The following is an 18406-nucleotide window of genomic DNA, read 5'->3' on the forward strand; positions in this document are numbered from 1 at the left end:
CGGGTGTTAATGAAGGGTCAGCGGAGGTCAGTAAGGTCAGTTAGGTCAGAACGGGGGCCGCTGCGGGGCGGAGGCGGCCGGCGCGCGGGGCGGGTGCCTTGGCAGGCGACTGATGATCTGCGTGCTGTCCGTGCGAGGGCTCGGGCTGCCGTATCCACGCGGCCAGTAGCCGAAGTGCCTCTTCGGAGCTGGAGCCTGCCTCGGCGGTGTAGACACTCAGCCGCTGGTCCGGGTCGGCGGGCAGGGTGAGGGACTCGTAGGTGAGGGTGAGCGGGCCGGCGACCGGGTGGTGGAAGTGTTTGCTGCCGTGCGTGTGCCGATGCACGTTCTGGTCGGCCCACCAGCGGCGGAAGCCCTCATCTGTGATCGAGAGTTCGCCGACGAGATCGGCCGGCAGGGGATCGTGGGGATGACGTCCGGCGTAGAGCCGGAGCGAGGCGACGATGTCCTGGGCGTGGGTGTACAGCGAGCGGGCGGTCTCGTCGCGGAACATGAACCGCACCAGGTTCCGCTCGCGGGGCGGCAGCGCGTCGAAGTCGGTCAGCAGCGCACGTGCCATCCGGTTGGACGCGAGGACGTCCAGCCGCCGCCCCAGCACCAGGGCGGGGGTGTGCTCAAGGATGCGGAGCAGGTCGCGCAGCCCCGGGCGGACCTGCTGCGGACGCGTCGCCGTGCGGCGGGGCCTGCCCGCGGCGGGCTTGGCGAGCTGGAACAGATGGGTGCGTTCGACGGGATCGAGGCGCAGCGCGCGGGAGATGGCGTCCAGCACGGTCTCGGAGACGTTCAGCCGGCGTCCGCGTTCCAGGCGTACGTAGTAGTCGACGCTCACGCCCGCCAATTGCGCGATCTCTTCGCGGCGCAGTCCCGGCACTCGCCGATGGCCGCCGTCGTCGGACAGGCCCGCCTGGCGCGGGGTGATCCGTGCCCGCCGGGAGCGCAGGAACTCACCGAGAGCTGTGTTGCGGTCCATGCCGTTCACGATAGGGCCCAAATGCGCCCCGACGGCCCGCGAAAGGGGGACCGCCAGTCCCCCGGTCCGCCAGTCCCCGGTCCGGCAGTCCTCGGGGCGAGGCGGACCCCTCGGAAGCCGGTCAGCAGCCGATTCCGGTGCTGAAGTGGAACGCGTCGAGACCGGCCGGGGCCCAGCCGCCCTGGCCGGCCTCTGTTCGCATCGCACGAAGGGAACTCCTGTGTCGGACACCAAGACATTCCTGATCACCGGCGTCAGCACCGGCCTGGGCCGCGCTCTCGCGCACACGGCGGCGGTCGCCGGCCACCGGGTGGTGGGCACGGTACGCACACCCGCCGACGCACGGGCCTTCGAGGCGCTCGCCGGCGATGCGCTTCGACAAGAGGGCGTACGTCTTTCACGGGACGGTCACCCTCGCAGCGATCCGTCTCCGGATCCGTTAGCCGTTCGCCTGTCCAGGCCCAGGCCGAAAGACAGTTCGCACGCATTGCGTCAACCTGTCAGGTGCTCTGTCGCCTCAGATGTCCCGCCTCTGTCGTGCTGTGTCGGTGTACCGTCACCGGTCGTCGGTCACCAGGGCGACTCGGCCCGCGCGTTGGGAGCGCGCTACGGCCTGTATGCCCGCTCCCTCCGCTCTTTGACGCCGATATCCTGGTTGCAGTGGTTTTGCACTAAACCTTCTCGGTCCGCGCCGTGCCCGCTGCCAAGCCGGGCCCATGCGAGGAGGAACGGGCGGCCGTCGGCCGCCCGACGCTCGTGCCGTTCACCGGTGGAATTCCCTGCCCAGAGACAGGAGCACCGACCATGACCACAACAGTCAGTACCGGAGCCGGCCCCCAGCCCGCGGGCCTGTACGAGGGCGCCATCGTCACAGTGGCGGGCAACGGTATCGGCGGGTACGTCTCCGACGGCGGACACGGCGCACTGACCAGGCTCAACGCCCCTCACAGCGTCGCGGTGGACAAGAACGGCAACCTGTACATCGCCGACCACAGCAACCACCGGGTCCGCAAGGTCGCCCCGAACGGCAACATCACCACCATCGCGGGCACCGGCCAGCCGGGATACATCTCCGACGGCGGCCCCGCCGTCGCCACCCCGCTCCGCTACCCCATCGATGTGGCGGTCGACGACGCGGGCAGCGTCTACATCGCCGACTTCTACAACCACCGGGTCCGCAAGGTCACCCCGGACGGCCGCATCACCACGGTGGCGGGCAACGGCACCCCCGGGTACGTCTCCGACGGCGGCCCCGCCATCTCCACCCCGCTCCACTACCCCCGGGGGGTGGCGCTGGACCGCGCCGGGAACCTGTACATCGGCGACGGTCACAACCACCGGGTCCGCAAGGTCACTCCCAACGGCCTCATCACCACCGTGGCCGGCAACGGCACCCCCGGGTACGTCTCCGACGGCGGCCCCGCCATCGCCACCCGGCTCCACTACCCCTCTCACCTGGCCGTAGACGACGAAGGGAACCTGTACATCGCCGACGGTCACAACCACCGGGTCCGCAAGGTCACCCCCAACGGCCTCATCACCACCGTGGCCGGCAACGGCACCCCCGGGTACGTCTCCGACGGCGGCCCCGCCATCTCCACCCCGCTCTACTACCCCTGGGACGTGGCCATCGACGAAGGCGGCAATCTGTACATCGCCGATCACTCCAACCACCGGGTCCGCAAGGTCACCTCGGACGGCATCATCACCACGGTGGCCGGCACCGGCGCCGCCGGATACGTGGACGACGGCGGACCGGCCATGACCACCCGGCTCTACCACCCCACCGGGGTGGCACTGGACCGGGCCGGGAACCTCTACATCGCCGACCTCAGCAACCACCGGGTCCGCGGGGTGACGGCCGTGGCGCAGATGGCGCCCCCGCCGCCGCCCTCGGCCGACCTGTACGGCGAGGTCGTCAACCCCTACGCCGTCCCGCGGGGCCGGGAGTTCGACCTCGGCGCCCGGATCCGCAGCCGGGGCCCGAACCCCGCCGACGGCCAGTACGTGACCGTGGTACTGACCCTGGCCGAAGGGCTGACCGGCGGCCCCGGCACCACCGGGCAGCGGCTCAGCCGCACCTTCACCGGCCAGCAGCTGCTCGCCCATAACGGCTCCCTGGACGGCGTCTTCCGCATCACCGCCCCGGCCACCACCCCGCCCGGCGTCTACACCTCCACCCTGGAGATCCAGTACAGCGGGGAACTGAACCTGAAGGACAACGTCCACATCCTGCCCGTCACGGTCCTGGTGCCCGCTCCCGAGGCGGACGAGACCGCGCTGACGATCTACCAGAACACCGTCCCGGAGGTCGCGCCCGGCCAGCGCACCGTCCTGACCATGCGCTACCTCTCCGCCGCCGGCCAGCCGGTCAACCCCGGCACCATCATCCAGCGCTACACCGCGCCCTCGGGCTTCGTCTTCACCGGCCAGCCCACCTACGCGTACTACGAGACCATCCACGGCGTCGTCTCCGGCAACCTCACCCACCGCATCGAGGACGCCGGCCGGATCCTGGTCATCACGGCCAACCCGCACGTCAACACCACCACCAGCGACGCCGGCTCGGTGATCTACACGATCCCGGTCCAGGCCCGCGCCGACGCCGTCCCCGGCCGGTACGACAACGGCTCGGCCAGCGTCGGCCGCCACACCCCGGTGCAGGTCTCCGGCAGGGTCAGCGGCTCCGCCCAGGACGAAACGGCGCTGCGCGTCATCCAGGAGTCCGTCCCCTCGGCGGCGCCGGGCGAGGAGACCAGGTTCAACCTGGAGATCCGCTCGATCAACGACCAGCCGGTCAACCCCGGCACCATCGAACAGCACTTCATCGCGCCCACCGGCTTCGCCTTCACCGGCACCGCCTCCTACGGCTACCACCACGTCCAGCCCGCCGTGACCGGCAACCTGGAGACCCGGCTGGAGGCCGACGGCAAGATCCTGGTCGTCACCTCCGACCCGCACCTGAACACCGGTGCCACCGACCGCATCGCACTGACCTACACCATCGGAATCCGTGCCCTGCCCGACGCCCAGCCGGGACAACAGTCCAGTGACGGCAGGGCCATCATCGGCCGCCGTCCCCCGGTGACCCTCACCGCACGCGTCGCATAACGACCACGTCCAGTTCCGGTCCCTGCGGGACACCTCCCGCAGGGACCACCCTTCTGCTCACCCGTGACCCCGCCCTCCGCTTTGCCACGCAAGACCGGCCCCAACTCTCCACCGACGCCAACGGCCGCCACAGTTGCAGCCACACGACTGCCCCGTCGGACAGGCCCTGGGCAGCGGCGCGGCCCCTAACGGACTTCACCCCACAGTCACCACCCCCCGATTCACCGTCCCCCACCACCCCCGACCGTCGGCAGATAACGCGGCGCCTTCCAGGCATCCAGCCGGTGTTCCACCGCGGCCCCCAGGGACAGCAGTTCGGCGTCCTGACGGTTCCCGGCCGTCAGGAGCACGCCGACGGGCAGCTCGCCCACGGAACCGGCCGGTACCGACAGCGACGGGTAGCCGGCCACGGCCGCGGGCGTGGAGGACGGGATCACGTCGTTGTCGCCCCGTGCGCAGTCGGTCGTCCAGGCGGGCGGGTTCGTCGGCGCGGCGATGGCGTCCAGCCGGTGGGCGGCCAGGGTCTCGTCGATGGACCGCCGGGAGAGGTCCTTCAGCTCGGCGCGCATCGCCCGGTACTTGGGATCGGTGGTGGGCGGCGCGGCGAGCGCTTGCTCGAACAGCTCCTGTCCGGGGAAGCAGGTCTGCTCGGCCGGTTGGCTCCGGGTGAACTCGATGAGCCCGGCGAGGTCGCGGGGCCCCTTCCGGGTGGCGAGGTAGGCGTCGATGTCCCGGTGGAACTCGCTCAGCAGAGCCGGGAACTCCAGCTCGGCGAGGCGCTTCTGGTACGGCGGCGTCACCTCGACGACCTGGGCCCCCGCCGCCCGCAGCTTCGCCGCCGTACGGGTCATCACCGCATCCACCGCGGGTCCCAGCTCCGGCAGCCGCCACAGCCCGATCCGCTTGCCGCGCAGGCCACCGGCCCGCGCGGCCTCGTCCACGCCCGCCGGGGCAGTCGCGTGGCGCGTGCCGTCACCGCCGAGCGCCGCGAGGGTGAGCGCCACATCGGTCACATTGCGGGCCATCGGCCCCGCGGTGTCCTGCTCGGCGGAGATCGGCGCCACGCCGTCCCCGCTGACCACCCCGAGGCTGGGCTTGAGGCCGGCCACCCCGTTCATCCCGGCCGGGCACACGATCGAGCCGTCCGTCTCGGTGCCGATCGCCACCTGCGACAGCGACGCGGCGAGGGCCGCGGCCGAACCGGAGGAGGACCCGCACGGGTTCCGGTCCAGTACGTACGGGTTGCGGGTCTGCCCGCCCACCGCCGACCACCCCGATGTCGGCTTCGTGGAACGGAAGTTGGCCCACTCCGAGAGATTGGTCTTGCCGAGGATCACCGCGCCGGCTTCGCGCAGCCGGGTCACCAGCGTGGCGTCCTTGGCGGGCGGGCTGCCGGCGAGCGCGAGCGAGCCGGCCGTCGAGAGCAGGCCGCGGGTGTTCACGTTGTCCTTGACCAGGACGGGAATGCCGTCCAGTGGCCCCAGCGTGTCGCCGCGCCGGTGCCGGGCGTCGCTGGCGGCGGCCTGGCGCAGGGCCGTCGGATCGGTCCGCAGCACCGAGTTGATCTTCGGGTCGACGGTCTTGATGCGGTGCAGATAGGCGCGGGTCAGCGCCGAGGACGTCAGGGAACCGTCAGCCATGCGGTCCTGCAGCTCCGGGATCGTCACGGTGTCGAGATCGACCCCGAGCGCGGCGGACGACAGGCCGACGGACGGCGCGGCGCCGCCGCCCGGTTCGGCGGCCTCCGCGCGCAGCTCCGGTATGCCCGTGGCCAGAGAACTCGCGACCAGGACGGCAATCAGTGCGGCCATTCTCCTTTTCACCATGAGGGGTAGCCGACTACACGCCGCACACCTGGCGCAAGGGCCGAGGCATGTCCACACGTGTCACTCCCGCCCCTGCGCCCGCGCGCTCGCGCCGGTCTTGGCCGTACGGCCCGGTCCTGGTGCAGCCAGCCCCCACGGAATCGGGGGGAAACCCGTAGCGAGCAGAGGCTGCCGGGGCTCCTAGCGTCGGGCGTTGAGCGTCACCCACCGGAACTCTCACTGAGGAGAGCGGACATGACCATCGCGAGACAACGTCAATTCCCCTGCCGCGCAACGTCGTTGACCATCGCCTCGGCCGCGCTGCTCACTGCCGTACCGTCGGCGTACGCGTCCGCCGCCCACCCCTCCGCCGCGCAAGCCGGAACCGGCACCGACTCCGACTCCGCGCTCGACCGCTACTACCGTCAGCGTCCCGACTGGGGCGGCTGCGCCACCGGACCCGGCGACACCGCGGGCCGCGACCTGGACCGGGCCGGCGGCGGAGAGGTCGCCACCGACCCCGATGTCGTCCACCGGATGCTGCGCCGCCGGAGAACCGTCGATCCGCTGGAAGCCCTGAGCGATGGCGAGCGCGGCGTGCTGGCCCTGATGGCCGAGGGGCTGTCGAACTCGGCCATTGCCCGAAGACTCCACTGCCGTACTCACCTTCCTGCGCAGTGCTGAGTTCGAATGAACTATGACCACGCGAGTCGAGGCCACCCCTGTCGCCTCCTGCCGGGTGCTCACAACGTGGACAGCCGATCAGTCCGGTCGGCGGAGGGCGGTGCAGCCGACCCGTTGCAGCACTGTATGGCCGCTCTGGACGACCGGGACGTCGTTGAGGACCTCGCCGTACAGCTCGGTCCAGGAGTGAAAGGCGAACCGGGCGCCGATCGACGATCGCTGCCGGGCGATGACGGTCTCGGCCGGCAGTCCGAGCACCGACAGGTGAACGGCCAGCGCGAATGACCTGGCCAGGCACAGTGCCTCGGGTGCGGCCAGGCGTACGACGAGCTGGCAGCGCGGCAATTCCCGGCGGGCGAGGCGGATGGCCGTCGCCTCCGGCAGGCCGCGGTGGGCGGCGGCAGCCGGCCGCAGACCGCGCAGCAGGGTCTGCGCGACGCCCCAGCCGCGCCGGTCCAAGGCCCGCAGCGCCCGCGCGGTGCGCACGGCGGCGGCCAGCCGTGCCGATGGAGGCGTACGGGGCACGGGCCCGGCCGCCTCGTCCCCCCACAGCAGGAAGGCCCAGTCCGCGGTCGCCCGGGCCGTCATGGCGATACGCCGCCCGGCTCGGCGAGGCGGCTCTCAGTGAGCTGGGCGGCGAGCGACATGATGCCTTCGCGCAGTTCGCCGTCCGTGGCGTCGATGCGTTCCGCGAGGTCGCGGACGGCTTCGTCGTACGTCTCGCAGCGCAGGGACGCTTCCAGGATGAGCGTCGCGGTGGGGTTCAGCTCGAAGTAGACGCCTTCGGCGGTGTCGAGGAGGACACCCGTACCGTCGGCGGGATCGAAGACGGTCTGTTCGGCGAGGCGGATCAGCGTCATTGGGGGTCTCCTGGTCGCGGGGCCGGGGGCTGCCATCCGGTGTTCATGTGCCGGGTATCGGGGCGGTCTTGTGCGAGAGGTCACGCAGAAACAGTTCGACCATGGCCGTGCACAGCAGGTTTTCGGCATTGCGGCGCAGCGCACGCGGGTCGGCGAGAACGGCGGCCAGCCGCTGCGGGTCGACGACGCCGAGGGTGGTCAGCCGGGCGTCGGGGCCGCCCAGGAGGTCGGCGACGGCATCCGGATGGCGCAGGCACCACGTTTCGTCCGGCGAGCCCAGCCAGTCCCTCCCGTAGTGCCGCCACACGCAGGAGGGCACCCGTCGGCGGGCGGCGGCGAGGCGCAGCACGGGCTTGTCGATGGTGCGCCCGCCGTACGGGATGACCCGGTAGGCGTTCGGCAGCCGGGCCGCCAGCCGGCGCAGCTGACGGCCGCCCCAGGGCTTGGCGCAGTGGATGCCGTACGGCCGCCAGACGGTGAGGTTCAGGGTGTGTTCCTGCGCGGCCGAGTCCGGCTCGTACCGTTCCGGGCCGGCGCCGGGCACGGGAACGAGGAAGTCGCCCGCGCGCTCGGTCTCGGCGGTCGCTTCGGGGTCCTCGTAGAGCGAGTAGCCGCGACGGACGCTGCGGGCGATGCGGCTCAGCTCCCAGCGGGAACTGAGCAGGCCGTTGGCCATGGCCCAGCGTTCGCGCCACGGCACGTCGGCAACGACGACGTCGTACAGGCCGAACCGCAGTGGTCCGAAGACGATGTCCCCGTCCAGCCCGGAGAGCACCGTGCGCACCCCGTCCGCGGCGATCCGGCGGGCCGTCAGGTCTAGGCGGCGGAACCAGACGTGGTTGAAGGGCAGCGGGAAGTCGTGGCCGTCGGGGAAGTAGGACTCGTCCTCGCCGGGCGGGTCCACGGTCACCAACGGGACGGAGAGCTCTTTGCACACCTGGCGCGCCCGCGGCGACTCGTCGGCGAGGGGGTCTGCCGTGTACATGTGGTACGCGATGACGTCGGCCCCGTGGTCGGTGAGCGCGGCGAGCACGGCGGCGGAATCGACGCCGCCCGAGAGCAGGACGCCGATGCGGCCGGCGGACGCGTACCGCCGGGTCTCCTCCAGGAGCAGGTGGTAGGCGAGGTCGGCGTAGGCGCGCAGCGAGGTGCGGCGGGGCATCGGCAGCGGGGTGATCCGGTCGTACGTCCCGGTGTGCGCCGACCGGCCGTCCGCGACGGCGAACTGGCCGGGAAGCAGCCGGTCCAGGCCGGGGAAGACGAAGACGTCCTCACCGCGGCAGGCGCGCCAGAGCGTTTCGTGTGCGAAGCGCGGCGGCCCGTCGAGCAGGTCGCGCGGGTCGCTCGACCACCGGGTCCAGCCGTCCGACACACGGTAAAAGAGCTGGTCGGCGCTGCATACTCCGCGGAAGAGGACGACGCGCCGGGGCGTGACGACCGCGCCGGCGACATCCGGCGGAAGGTGCCGGAGCGCGGCGTACGCGTCCCGGTCCACCTCCCGGATCAGACGCTCCATCCGCTCCGGCGGCAGTTCTCGCGGGGCCGGGCCGGCGAGTGCGAGGTAGGCGTGCGGAACCGGTTGGGGGATGCCGGGTACGGGTCCGTCCGTACCGGCCTGAACCCACTGCTGAAGGTGGCTGCCGCGGGGCTGTTGGCCATGCCGGGCTTCGAACGGCACGGATACGTGACCGGAGCGCGCGTCGACGTGACCTGAATGCACGTGTACCCGCTCGAATGGCACATGTTCGTAATCGACGGTGACTGTTCCGGCTGCGACCCGCCCGGAACAGCCGGGGAACTCCGTGACGTACCGACCGGCCATCGTTCTCCCCGGTGTCGTCCTGCGGTACGGGGCGGAGCCTGCCGGGCTCCGCCCCGTACCGACTGGGATGGCTACCAGATGTTTCCGTGGCCGAGCAGGTCAGGAGTGCCACGGCGCAGCTGACCGGTCAGCTTCTCGACCCGTCCGATGCGGACGACCTTCGGAGGCGTGTAACGCAGACGCATTTGTTGTCACCTTCCTTCTACGGTCGAGTCGACACCGCAAAGACGTTACGGCGCATATAGGGTTTTTTCCCTCTGTTTCCAGCCTGAAGGGTGCAGCGTGCCACGTCAAAAGGAACCGGACGGACGGACCCGGAAGCGGGGCCGCGCGGCCGGCCGCCGGACGCCCGGAGCCGAACGGTGACCGAGGCCGCGCACGGCGCCGGCCACGCCGACCGGTACGCGATCTGCGCCCACGGCCTGACCAAGCGCTACCCCGGCACGGAGGCGGTCCGTGGAGTCGATCTCCACGTACGCCCCGGGGAGACGTTCGCGTTCCTCGGCCCCAACGGCGCCGGCAAGACCACCACCATCGCGATGCTCTGCGCCCTGGCCCGCCCCAGCTCGGGGCAGGCCAGGGTGGCCGGGGCCGACATCCGTACCCAGCCGCAGCAGGTACGGCGCGGAGTCGGCCTGCTGTTCCAGAACAGCGCCGTCGATCCCGACCTCAGCCTCGAACGCAACCTCCACCTCCACGCGCGCCTGTACGGTCTCTCCCGGGCCCGCTGCCGGTCCCGCAGCGCCACGCTCCTGGAGCTCACCGGACTGACCGAGCGCCGCCGGGACCGCGTACGCACCCTCTCCGGCGGGCTGCGCCGCCGTCTGGAAATCGCCCGCGCCCTGCTCCATGAGCCCGGCGTGCTCTTCCTCGACGAACCCACCGTCGGCCTCGACCCGCACGCCCGCGCCCAGATCTGGGACCACCTGGCACGGCTCCGCGCCGAGCACCGCACGACCGTGTTCGTCACCACCCACTACCTGGACGAGGCCGAACACTGCGACCGCATCGCCATCCTCGACCGCGGCCGGGTCGTCGCCCACGGCACCCCGGCGGCGCTCAAAGCCGCCATCGGCGACGACCGGGTCCGCGTACGCACCGGTGACGACACCGCGGCGGCCACCGCCCTGCGCCACGACCTCGCCCTGCGCCCCACCGCCGGGCCGGACGGCCTCACCGTGGCCGTGGCGGCGGGCCCGCAGCAGGTGCCCCGCCTGTGCGCCGCCCTGGCCGCCCGCGGCATCCCCGTACACGCCATCACCCTCGTGGAACCCACCTTGGACGACGTCTTCTTCCACCACACCGGCCGCCGCATCACCCGCCCCGGACCGCTACTCGGCCACGGCGCCCCGGCCCCCGGCCCCGGACACGGGGACCGACGGTGACAGACCGCACGCAGCACCCGGTGCCGCCGGGGCAGCCGCCCGTGACACCCCGGGCCGCCGAAGCCCCCGGCACCCTCACCCGGGAACTGCGCGCCGTCCATGCCCTCGTCCTGCGCAACCTGTCGCACATGCTCGCGCAGCCCGCGCAGACCGTCCTCATGCTGGTCCAGCCCCTGCTGTTCCTGCTGCTCCTCGGCGGCGGCCTGGCCGCCCTGGTGCCCACGACGGCCGTCGGCGGCGACTACCGCGCCTACCTCTTCCCCGGCGTCCTGGTGATGACCGTGCAGACCCCCGCGGTGACCGTCGGCATGCGCCTGATCACCGACCGGGAGAACGGCTATCTGCGCGAGACGCTGATGGCTCCCGTACGCCGCTCCACCCTGCTGTGCGGAAGCTGCCTCGGCGGTACCGCGGAGGCCACCGTCCAAGGCGCGGTCCTGCTCGCCACAGCAGGCATCGTGGGACTGCCCTACCAGCCCGTACTGCTGCTCCGGCTGCTGGCCGTGATGGCGTTGACCTCGTTCGTCCTCACCGTCCTGGCGGCAGCGCTGGCCATCGGCATCCGAACGGTCGAGTCCTTCCACATCCTGCTCAGCCTGGCCCTGATGCCGCTGCTCTTCCTCTCCGGGGCCTTCTTCCCCCTGACCACGCTGCCCGGCTGGCTCACCCAGTTGGCCGCCGTCAATCCCCTGGCCTACGCCGTCGACGTACTGCGCCGCGGCATCGCGCGCCACGTTCCCGGCTCCACGGCCGCCACCGGAGTGCACTGGGGCAGCTGGCAGCCTCCCGCCGCGCTCGAAATCGTGGTCCTGGCTCTGCTCGGCGCCTGCGTCCTGCTGTGGGCCGCCCGCCGCTTCGGCCGTCTGGAGTGAGGCGCGCCGGGGGCGGGTCGCGGCGCCGGCCGGGCCACTGCGCAGCGCCGCGGCGCGCTGGAAGGCAGCCCCGCCTATGACGCTGCTGCGTCCATGGCCGAGCAACTGGCGGCATCGTGACGGCGGTGACCGCCACAGCCCGCACACAGTTCGGCGGCCACAATCATCTGGGCAGTTTCCTTCGGGGAGTCGAGAGTCGAGAAGGGCAGCGAACTCATGCTTCACGGGCGCGGGGGCGTCTGCTCGCCGACCCGACCAGCGACAAGTTCCGTCTCTTTCTCGTCCCACTGGGGTTCGGCCCCAGATTACCGCCGCGGTCCTCCACGGCTTCCTCGCCGGGCTCGGCCTCGACTCGGCCGGGGCTCCGTGTACGCCGCCGCGCACCCCGGCGACCTGCTGTGCGCGGCCACGAGCGACCACGCCTACCGCATCCCGGCCCTGCGGGGAGCCGAGGCTCGTGGCACGTATGGAGCGGACACCTACCTGATCAGCGTCAACCTGGCGTCTACGAGCTCGCACACCCTTCTCCCGCTCTCGACGTGCCTGGGCTCCTGCCACACGGCGGAGACCGGCTTCGTCCTCGGCAACCTCTCCGGCCCCGACGCCCCGCAGCACCTCCCCGACCGCAACTGTGAGGTACGGGCTTCCTTCGCCTGCACCGGCCACCTCGCCGGTCCCGGGCATCCCAATGGTGCGTTACCGCACCGGCCCACCCACGCCGGACGGTGACCCGTCATGCGGCTGAGGGATGCCGAAGCAGCTGCGCATGAGGGTCCCGCAGCGAACGCACGAAGAGTGTGGAAGGAGTTGCACCAGGTGGCACCTCCCGTGGGAAAGCTTGCGGGCCCACGGGTAATTGCGGTGCCCCACCGGAAAGTTCATGGTCGGTGGGGCGTCGGCAAGGGCCTTCGCCGATACCGACTTCAGCGACACCGCCTTCAGCGACGCGAGGAACGGCAATCCCCTACCCCGGCCTGCGGAGGTGCCGTGACTGGCTGCCGCGTGCCCGATGACGCCGCAGCCAGTAGTGTCCCGTGACCACCGCGAGCAGCGGCCCCCAGGCCACCAGCGGCAGATAGCAGGCGGTCATGGCCCAGTACGCGATGCCGTCCGGGGAGTCCGGGTGGCCCATGGTGTCCGGTGCGTTCCAGCCGAGCGTGCCCATCATGCCGAGGACGGTCAGTGCGGTCGCTCCCAGTCCGGCGGGGACCACAGCCACCGCCGTCGGTACGCGCCGGCCTCCGATGAGCGGGATCCAGCGCGGGAAGATCTCGCCCCAGCGCCGGACCAGGCCGAGGGCCAGCAGCCCGAGCCCGTCGGCGAACAGGCTCAGGGCGATCATGTAGAGCGAGAACCAGCTGCCGAAGGTGACCGTGGTCATCGGCCCGTCGCCGGTGAACCCGACGGGAATGCCCAGTGCGGCGGTGATCCGCCACAGGCTGCTGGGCAGCGGAGTGAGCGCGGTGAGATGGGCGAGCCGGATCACCCAGCGGGGTGGCGGAGCGGACCCGGTGCCGGTGCCGGTGCCGGTGCCGGTGGGCGCCGTTCCCGCGGTCGTCTCCCGGGTTGTCGTTGCTGTGGTTCCTGCCGTCGTCACGGGTGCCACCGTGGCCGCTCCGGGCGCTGTCACCGGACCTCCTCGACGGGGGTGGGCGGGAGAACATGCCGCACCGTGAAGTCGCCGTTCTTGACGGTCTCGTAGGGTGCGGCGCTCAGGCACCGGGGCACGTTCATCGTCGGTATGGAGTCGACCGCCCAGCTGTAGCCGACCTGGTCGTGCCTGCCGTTGTCGTAGACAGTGAAGCCGACTCGCTTGCCGACGACCCGGCGGTCGGGGTGATCGGAGCGCGTGATGACCCCGGTGGCGGTGGCTATACGGCCTCCGGTCAGAAGGCAGTCGATGCGTCCTTCGAAGTCGGCGCCTCGCTTGCCGTCCGCGGAGTGGTGGCTGAAGTGGAAGGTGCCGCGTGAGGTGCCGCCGACGTCGGTGGGAGCGAAGCCGTGGGCGTCGAAGGAGAAGGACACGCGTTCGCCGTTCTTCCCCCGGTCCATCGTGGCGGAGCCGGTGAGGCTGGATTCTCTGGCCTGCACCTTCTTGGATTCCGCAGATTCCGCGGCGGGTGCGCCGGCGGTGGCGGTTCCCGCGAGCAGCCCGAGTGTCATCACCGTGGCGAGCGCGCCACCGACCACCGTCGTCCTTGCGTACCTCATGCTGAAGCTCCTGTTCGCAGAGTCTGCTCGACCCCGCGGCCTCGTCGGCCACGTGGTCTCGTTGGCGTGATCAGCTTTCCCGGCAGGGCGGGGCCGCGGCCATCGGCCGACCGGCAGATCTCCAGGCGCGGACAAGGGTGTGCGTGTGCCGATCGGCAGAGGCAGTGGCCGGGGCCCGGCGCATAAGCTGCTCCCGGCGTTGCCCGGCCCACCGGGCGGGCTGGGCAGGCCGGGAGAACCGGAGAGGGAGCGGGGGATGAGACATCGTCTGGTGGTGGTGCGGGCCTGGGCGGGGCGGGTGGCCGTACTCGTCGCGGCCGTGATGATCGCCGTCACCTTCGCGTGGGCCCCGGGCGTCGGGCAGGACGAGTCCGGCCCGCTCTTCGCGGCGGCCACCGCACTGGTCGCGCTGCAGGCGGCCGCGTTCCGGTGGGCACCGCGCCGGGAGGCGGCACCGGGCATCGGCCTGGCGGCAGTGGCGCTCGTCCTGTGGCCCCAGCCGTTCGTACCGGACGCGTCCCTCTACGAGCGGGTCGGTATGGGCGCCTTCTGGTTCCTGCCCACGCTGGGAGCGGCCGTGGTGGGCGGGTACCCCCGGCTGATGGAGCACCGCAGGCGTCGGGCCGTACGCGAGGCCCGCCACAGCCAGCAGCTCGCGCTCGCGCACGACCTGCACGACTTCGTCGCCCATGACATCAGCGGCATCGTGGCGCAGGCCCAGGCCGCCCGCTTCGTGGCCGGGCAGAACCCGGACGCGGTGGTCGGGGCACTGGAGCGGATCGAGCGAGCCGGGCTGGCGGCGCTGGCCTCCATCGACCGGACGGTCCACCTGCTGCGGGAGCCGGGGCGCGAGGCCGATCGCGCGCCCCTCCCGGGTGCGGCCGGTCTCACCGAACTCGTCGGCAGGTTCGACGAGACCGGCCGCACCCGGGCCCGTATCGACATCGCTCCCGGCGTGGAGAGCGCGCTGTCCCGCGAAGCCGCCGCCACGGTCCACCGGGTCGTGACGGAAGCCCTGACGAACGTCCGCCGCCACGCTCCTGACGCGACCGGTGTCGAGGTGGCCCTCGTGCCGGAGGACGGCGCGGTCCGGTTGACCGTCACCAACGACACCGGCGTCAGCCGCCCGCGCGCTCGCGAGAGCGGCGGAACAGGTCTGCGCGCCCTGACCGAACGTGTCCGCGCCCTGGGCGGGACGCTGCGCACCTCCGCGGAGGACGGCACCTGGTGCCTCACCGTCACCCTCCCCACCCCGCGCCCCGCCTTGCGTCCCGCCTCCCTTGCCGCCTCCGGAGACCCCGCATGACGACGACCCGTGTCCTGATCGCCGACGACCAGGAAGATGTCCGCAGCGGCTTCCGGATGATCCTCGACTCACAGCCCGACATGACGGTGGTCGCAGAGGCCGCGGACGGCCTCCACGCCGTCGACCTCGCCCGTACGCTGCGCCCCGACGTCGTCCTCGCCGACATCCGCATGCCACGCCTCGACGGCCTGGAGGTCACCCGACAGCTCGCCGCGGACACCCGGGTCGTGGTCGTGACCACCTTCGACCTGGACGACTACGTACACGCCGCCCTGCGCCACGGCGCCTCGGGCTTCCTGCTGAAACGCTCCGGCCCCACACTGCTGATCGAAGCGGTACGGGCCGCCATGGCCGGCGACACGCTCATCAGCCCCCAGATCACCGTCCGCCTCCTGCAACACCTCACCCCGCCCACCGCGCCCGCCCCCGCACCCGACCCGCTGACGCCCCGCGAACGGGAGATCGTCCGCCTGGTCGCGCAAGGCCTGACGAACGCGGAGATCGCGACACAGATGGTCATCACCCCCGGCACCGTGAAGACCCATCTCGCCAATGTCCAGGGCAAACTGCGGGTACGCAATCGTGTCGGCATCGCCGCCTGGGCATGGGAGACGGGTCTTGCAGCCCCCGGAGACCGCCCGGCACCCGCACCTCCCGCGTGACCGGCTGGACCTGCCGCAGGTATCACTGGGAACTCCCGCGAACAGGTGAGAATCACAGGGGGCCTGTTTCTTGTCACAGCACAGGGATGCAGCACGATCCCTCTCGGATGAGGGTTCTTCGCCGATCTCGGCGAGGTTGGTGGTCAGCAGTGTCAGGGTGCGGGAGATGGCCTCGGGGCGGCCGAGGCGGGCCTGGGTGCGGACGATGTCCCGGTAGAGGGCCTCGTTAGAGGGGTCGAGCAGCCGGACCCGCTCCAACAGGGCCAGGGCGTGGGCGGGATCATGGGCCTGGGCTGCCCGGGCGAGCAGGCCGTAGACGTCCAGCACCTCGCGCCGCAGCTCCTCGCGCGGGCCCTCCGGCCACACCCCCGTCACCTCCTGCGCGAAGTCGCCGCGATAGCAGGTCAGCGCCTCCTCCAGGGCCGTCCAGTCGGCGGGCACGGTCCCGCCGGTGCGGTCCAGCTGGTCGCGCAGCGCCCACAAATCCACGTGCACCCGGCGGGCGTCCAAGACGTAGCGGCCGTCGCGGTGCAGGACGATGCCGTCGAAGCCGACCGTGTCCTCGGTGGCCTGGCGCAGGGCGCGGCGCAGCCGGCTCAGCGTGGCGTGGAAGGTGTTGTACGGGCGGGCGGAGGGCGCCTCGGGCCACAGCGCCACGGCGATCGCCTCCCGGCTCGCCCCCTGGCGGTGCAAGGCCAAAAACGCCAATACCCCCCGTTGCTTGGGCGTGGCTCCACCTGCCCGAAGCACGCCGAGTCGGGCCTCGGCGCCCACTCCGCTTGGCTGACGCCGACATGGCCGCCCCCTCGTGGTGGTCGGCTTCACTGCTGCCGACCACTCCTTGTTTTCACCGGTACTGCGTGGACCGCACGGCGTTTTCGAACAGACGGTAGATCATCGTCCGAGTTCAGGTGCTGGTCCGGCCAACGACGGACGCAGTGGCACGGTCTGCTGAGGAAGGAAGACTTCGCAATGTGGACAACGCCCCGTTGGAGCTGCGCGTTCACGGCTTCGCCCAAAGTGCTGACAGGTCGCGCGCCATTGGAGGAGAGTCACGTAAGTCGCGAAAGCGGCTGATTCCTGGGTGGGACAGCCCAGACCCCGCTGGACCGCCCAGGATAGAGGCCCTGGACGGCGGTGCCGCCCAGGGTCTCGTCAGGTGGGAGCCGCTTGGCTGGTGGCTGCGCCCAAGGCTCCGGAGCTGGCCGGGCGGCGGGCGTGGTGGTCCGTCAGGAGTGCGTGCAGTGCGGCTACCGGATCTCCTACGGGCCCGCCGGCCGTAACCGCTCCTCTCGCCCCGGCTAGGCGCACGCCCGCGAACCGTCAGAACCGGGTCGAGGCCGCCAAGCACGCTGACGGAGCGCCGTACACCGAAAGCGCCTGGTCGGTGATGGCTACGCAGACGTCCGTGGAGGCCGATGCCGCAGGGTCATTACAGCCCCACTCCTGACACCACGCTCTTGTCTCACCGGCCCAGGCGGCGACTCGCGGGCCGCCCCCGAAGACACCGGCTCGACCGGGACCGGCACCGCACCGCTGCCGACGTGCAGGCGCAGGTCGCCTGCACGGCGTCGCAGCCGGTCGCGGGTGGCGATCACCAGCGCCATCGCGGCCAGGTCCAGCCGGGTCACGCGGGTCAGGTCGAGGTGAACGGTCCGGCCGGGGAACCGCTGCGCGAGTTCCCGCAGGCACTGCTCCAGCACGGGGTGGGTGGCGGTGTCGATGGCGCCGGTCAGGCGCAGGCCGAGCGGACGTATCTTCCAGTGCACCCGTAGCGCCACCGGGCGGGACGGCAGTCGAGGCATGATCGCTCCAGGGTCCGGGGAGCTGCTTGATCTTCACTTCTGGTGCGTATCCGTGCCCGCGCCCGGCGGGTACGAACCCGCCCAGTTCGTGGCCTCAACGGCCCGAACGTCGTCCGGCCGATGCCCCGTCGGCGGCCAGGGCGGTGAGGGCGCCGGCAATCGTGGGGGTTGGCCGCAGCACTGGCGCGATACCGGTGACGTGCAGCAGGCGCAGTGTCGGTACGTGGTCGCCCACCACCCGCAGCCGTCCGCGCCGTATGTGAAGGTACGCGAACAGCAATAACCGTAGTCCGGAGCAGTCGAAGAACGTGGCCGGACGCAGGTCGAGCAGCACGGCCGACTCCGCAGCGTCCATGGCCGCGGTGAGGCGGCCGCGTGCCGAGCGGGGATCACGGTGACATCGCAGAGCGGGTAGCCGCACAGCCACCAGCGGCCGGTCAAGCCCGCCGGGCCGGGTGGCGCGGCTGCCGAACGGCGGTGCTGCTGCTCGGACATGCGCTCTCCACCGTGAAGCAGCCGGTCAGCTCGCGGCGTCTGCGGCCGGCAGCTCACCGCGGGCAGCACACGAGCACCGTAGCGGCAACGCCCTGGCCCCGGAACACACAGCGTTCGTGCAGCCGTTGGGCCACCCGTTCGGATGGCTACCTACCCGTTTCGCGCGCCGGCACCGCCGATGCGTGCCGCACCCCGTCCGCGACACCGTCGCACAGCCCGGCTTCCCCTGCGAAGCGGTCGCCGCGTTCCCCCCGAGCCCACCGCACGCGGCCCTGCGTCCCTTTTCGCGCGCACGGCATCTCCGGCGCCGCTCGCCCCACCGCCTCCAACGGGCGTCTCCTGACCTGGCCGACGCGGTCAGGGCACGAGAGGGCGCGGCATCGACGGCGGGGACGAGTTGTTGCAGACGACCGCGTAC

General features: G+C 71.7%; 17 protein-coding genes and 2 pseudogenes. 8 read left to right on the forward strand and 11 right to left on the reverse strand.

The window, feature by feature from the left end; translation table 11 throughout:
• Positions 1–40 precede the first annotated feature (40 nt).
• On the reverse strand, positions 41–970 hold the full coding sequence (locus ADK86_RS35130) for a helix-turn-helix transcriptional regulator (RefSeq protein ID WP_063789158.1): 930 nt from the start codon (positions 968–970) through the stop codon (positions 41–43).
• A 220-nt stretch (positions 971–1190) separates the two neighbouring features.
• Between ADK86_RS35130 and ADK86_RS45020 the strand changes: the two are divergent.
• Together ADK86_RS45020 and ADK86_RS35135 are read left to right on the forward strand one after the other, a co-directional pair.
• Positions 1191–1331 (forward strand): annotated as a pseudogene (locus tag ADK86_RS45020) (short-chain dehydrogenase/reductase); the annotation flags it as partial.
• Between the two features lie 443 nt (positions 1332–1774).
• Complete coding sequence (locus ADK86_RS35135) at positions 1775–4081, forward strand: NHL repeat-containing protein (RefSeq protein WP_078952465.1); 2307 nt, start codon at positions 1775–1777, stop codon at positions 4079–4081.
• Between the two features lie 221 nt (positions 4082–4302).
• Here ADK86_RS35135 and ADK86_RS35140 read toward each other — a convergent pair whose 3' ends face one another.
• The gene (locus ADK86_RS35140) at positions 4303–5907 is read right to left on the reverse strand and encodes an amidase family protein (RefSeq protein ID WP_053700250.1); all 1605 of its coding nucleotides are present in this window, start codon (positions 5905–5907) and stop codon (positions 4303–4305) included.
• Between the two features lie 234 nt (positions 5908–6141).
• On the opposite strand from ADK86_RS35140, the gene ADK86_RS45825 reads away from it, so the two are divergent.
• Entirely contained in the window at positions 6142–6570 is a 429-nt protein-coding gene (locus tag ADK86_RS45825) for a response regulator transcription factor (RefSeq protein WP_199834530.1), read from the forward strand.
• Between the two features lie 78 nt (positions 6571–6648).
• Here ADK86_RS45825 and ADK86_RS35150 read toward each other — a convergent pair whose 3' ends face one another.
• From ADK86_RS35150 to ADK86_RS42780, 4 genes are all read right to left on the reverse strand, one after another.
• Positions 6649–7158: a lasso peptide biosynthesis protein gene (locus tag ADK86_RS35150; protein ID WP_053700252.1), complete on the reverse strand. Its 510-nt coding sequence runs from the start codon at positions 7156–7158 to the stop codon at positions 6649–6651.
• Positions 7155–7430, reverse strand: a complete 276-nt coding sequence (locus ADK86_RS35155) for a PqqD family peptide modification chaperone (RefSeq protein WP_053700253.1) — start codon at positions 7428–7430, stop codon at positions 7155–7157. Before ADK86_RS35155 ends, ADK86_RS35150 begins: the two co-directional genes overlap by 4 nt.
• A 43-nt stretch (positions 7431–7473) precedes the next feature.
• The gene (locus tag ADK86_RS35160; protein ID WP_159394029.1) at positions 7474–9108 is read right to left on the reverse strand and encodes an asparagine synthase C-terminal domain-containing protein; all 1635 of its coding nucleotides are present in this window, start codon (positions 9106–9108) and stop codon (positions 7474–7476) included.
• A gap of 215 nt (positions 9109–9323) precedes the next feature.
• Complete coding sequence (locus ADK86_RS42780) at positions 9324–9437, reverse strand: lasso RiPP family leader peptide-containing protein (protein WP_107088640.1); 114 nt, start codon at positions 9435–9437, stop codon at positions 9324–9326.
• Between the two features lie 177 nt (positions 9438–9614).
• On the opposite strand from ADK86_RS42780, the gene ADK86_RS35165 reads away from it, so the two are divergent.
• The 3 genes from ADK86_RS35165 to ADK86_RS35175 all read left to right on the forward strand — a co-directional run bounded on the left by ADK86_RS35165 (position 9615) and on the right by ADK86_RS35175 (position 12238).
• Positions 9615–10637 (forward strand): ATP-binding cassette domain-containing protein, encoded by a 1023-nt coding sequence (locus tag ADK86_RS35165; RefSeq protein ID WP_063789159.1) that lies wholly within the window; start codon positions 9615–9617, stop codon positions 10635–10637.
• A complete protein-coding gene (locus ADK86_RS35170) occupies positions 10634–11509 on the forward strand; it encodes an ABC transporter permease (RefSeq protein ID WP_234346242.1) in 876 nt (291 codons plus the stop codon). Before ADK86_RS35165 ends, ADK86_RS35170 begins: the two co-directional genes overlap by 4 nt.
• Positions 11510–11875: 366 nt before the next feature.
• Positions 11876–12238: a hypothetical protein gene (locus ADK86_RS35175; protein WP_053700255.1), complete on the forward strand. Its 363-nt coding sequence runs from the start codon at positions 11876–11878 to the stop codon at positions 12236–12238.
• Positions 12239–12473: 235 nt separating this feature from the next.
• Here ADK86_RS35175 and ADK86_RS35180 read toward each other — a convergent pair whose 3' ends face one another.
• Together ADK86_RS35180 and ADK86_RS35185 are read right to left on the reverse strand one after the other, a co-directional pair.
• Positions 12474–13106: a hypothetical protein gene (locus ADK86_RS35180; RefSeq protein ID WP_234346245.1), complete on the reverse strand. Its 633-nt coding sequence runs from the start codon at positions 13104–13106 to the stop codon at positions 12474–12476.
• Between the two features lie 29 nt (positions 13107–13135).
• On the reverse strand, positions 13136–13720 hold the full coding sequence (locus ADK86_RS35185; protein ID WP_063789160.1) for a hypothetical protein: 585 nt from the start codon (positions 13718–13720) through the stop codon (positions 13136–13138).
• Between the two features lie 256 nt (positions 13721–13976).
• Between ADK86_RS35185 and ADK86_RS35190 the strand changes: the two genes are divergently transcribed.
• Both ADK86_RS35190 and ADK86_RS41765 read left to right on the forward strand, forming a co-directional pair.
• On the forward strand, positions 13977–15026 hold the full coding sequence (locus ADK86_RS35190; RefSeq protein WP_078952469.1) for a sensor histidine kinase: 1050 nt from the start codon (positions 13977–13979) through the stop codon (positions 15024–15026).
• Positions 15023–15688 (forward strand): response regulator, encoded by a 666-nt coding sequence (locus tag ADK86_RS41765; RefSeq protein WP_078952470.1) that lies wholly within the window; start codon positions 15023–15025, stop codon positions 15686–15688. The genes ADK86_RS35190 and ADK86_RS41765 overlap by 4 nt, the downstream gene beginning before the upstream one ends.
• A gap of 114 nt (positions 15689–15802) precedes the next feature.
• Here ADK86_RS41765 and ADK86_RS45830 read toward each other — a convergent pair.
• From ADK86_RS45830 to ADK86_RS35205, 3 genes and pseudogenes are all read right to left on the reverse strand, one after another.
• A pseudogene (locus ADK86_RS45830) lies at positions 15803–16513 on the reverse strand (AfsR/SARP family transcriptional regulator); the annotation flags it as partial.
• A gap of 569 nt (positions 16514–17082) precedes the next feature.
• Complete coding sequence (locus ADK86_RS35200) at positions 17083–17493, reverse strand: STAS domain-containing protein (RefSeq protein WP_078952471.1); 411 nt, start codon at positions 17491–17493, stop codon at positions 17083–17085.
• A 94-nt stretch (positions 17494–17587) separates the two neighbouring features.
• Entirely contained in the window at positions 17588–17920 is a 333-nt protein-coding gene (locus ADK86_RS35205; protein ID WP_324611438.1) for an STAS domain-containing protein, read from the reverse strand.
• Positions 17921–18406: the final 486 nt, after the last annotated feature.

Origin of the sequence: Streptomyces sp. NRRL F-5755 (genome assembly GCF_001279365.1) — a bacterium.
Lineage (GTDB): Bacteria > Actinomycetota > Actinomycetes > Streptomycetales > Streptomycetaceae > Streptomyces > Streptomyces rimosus.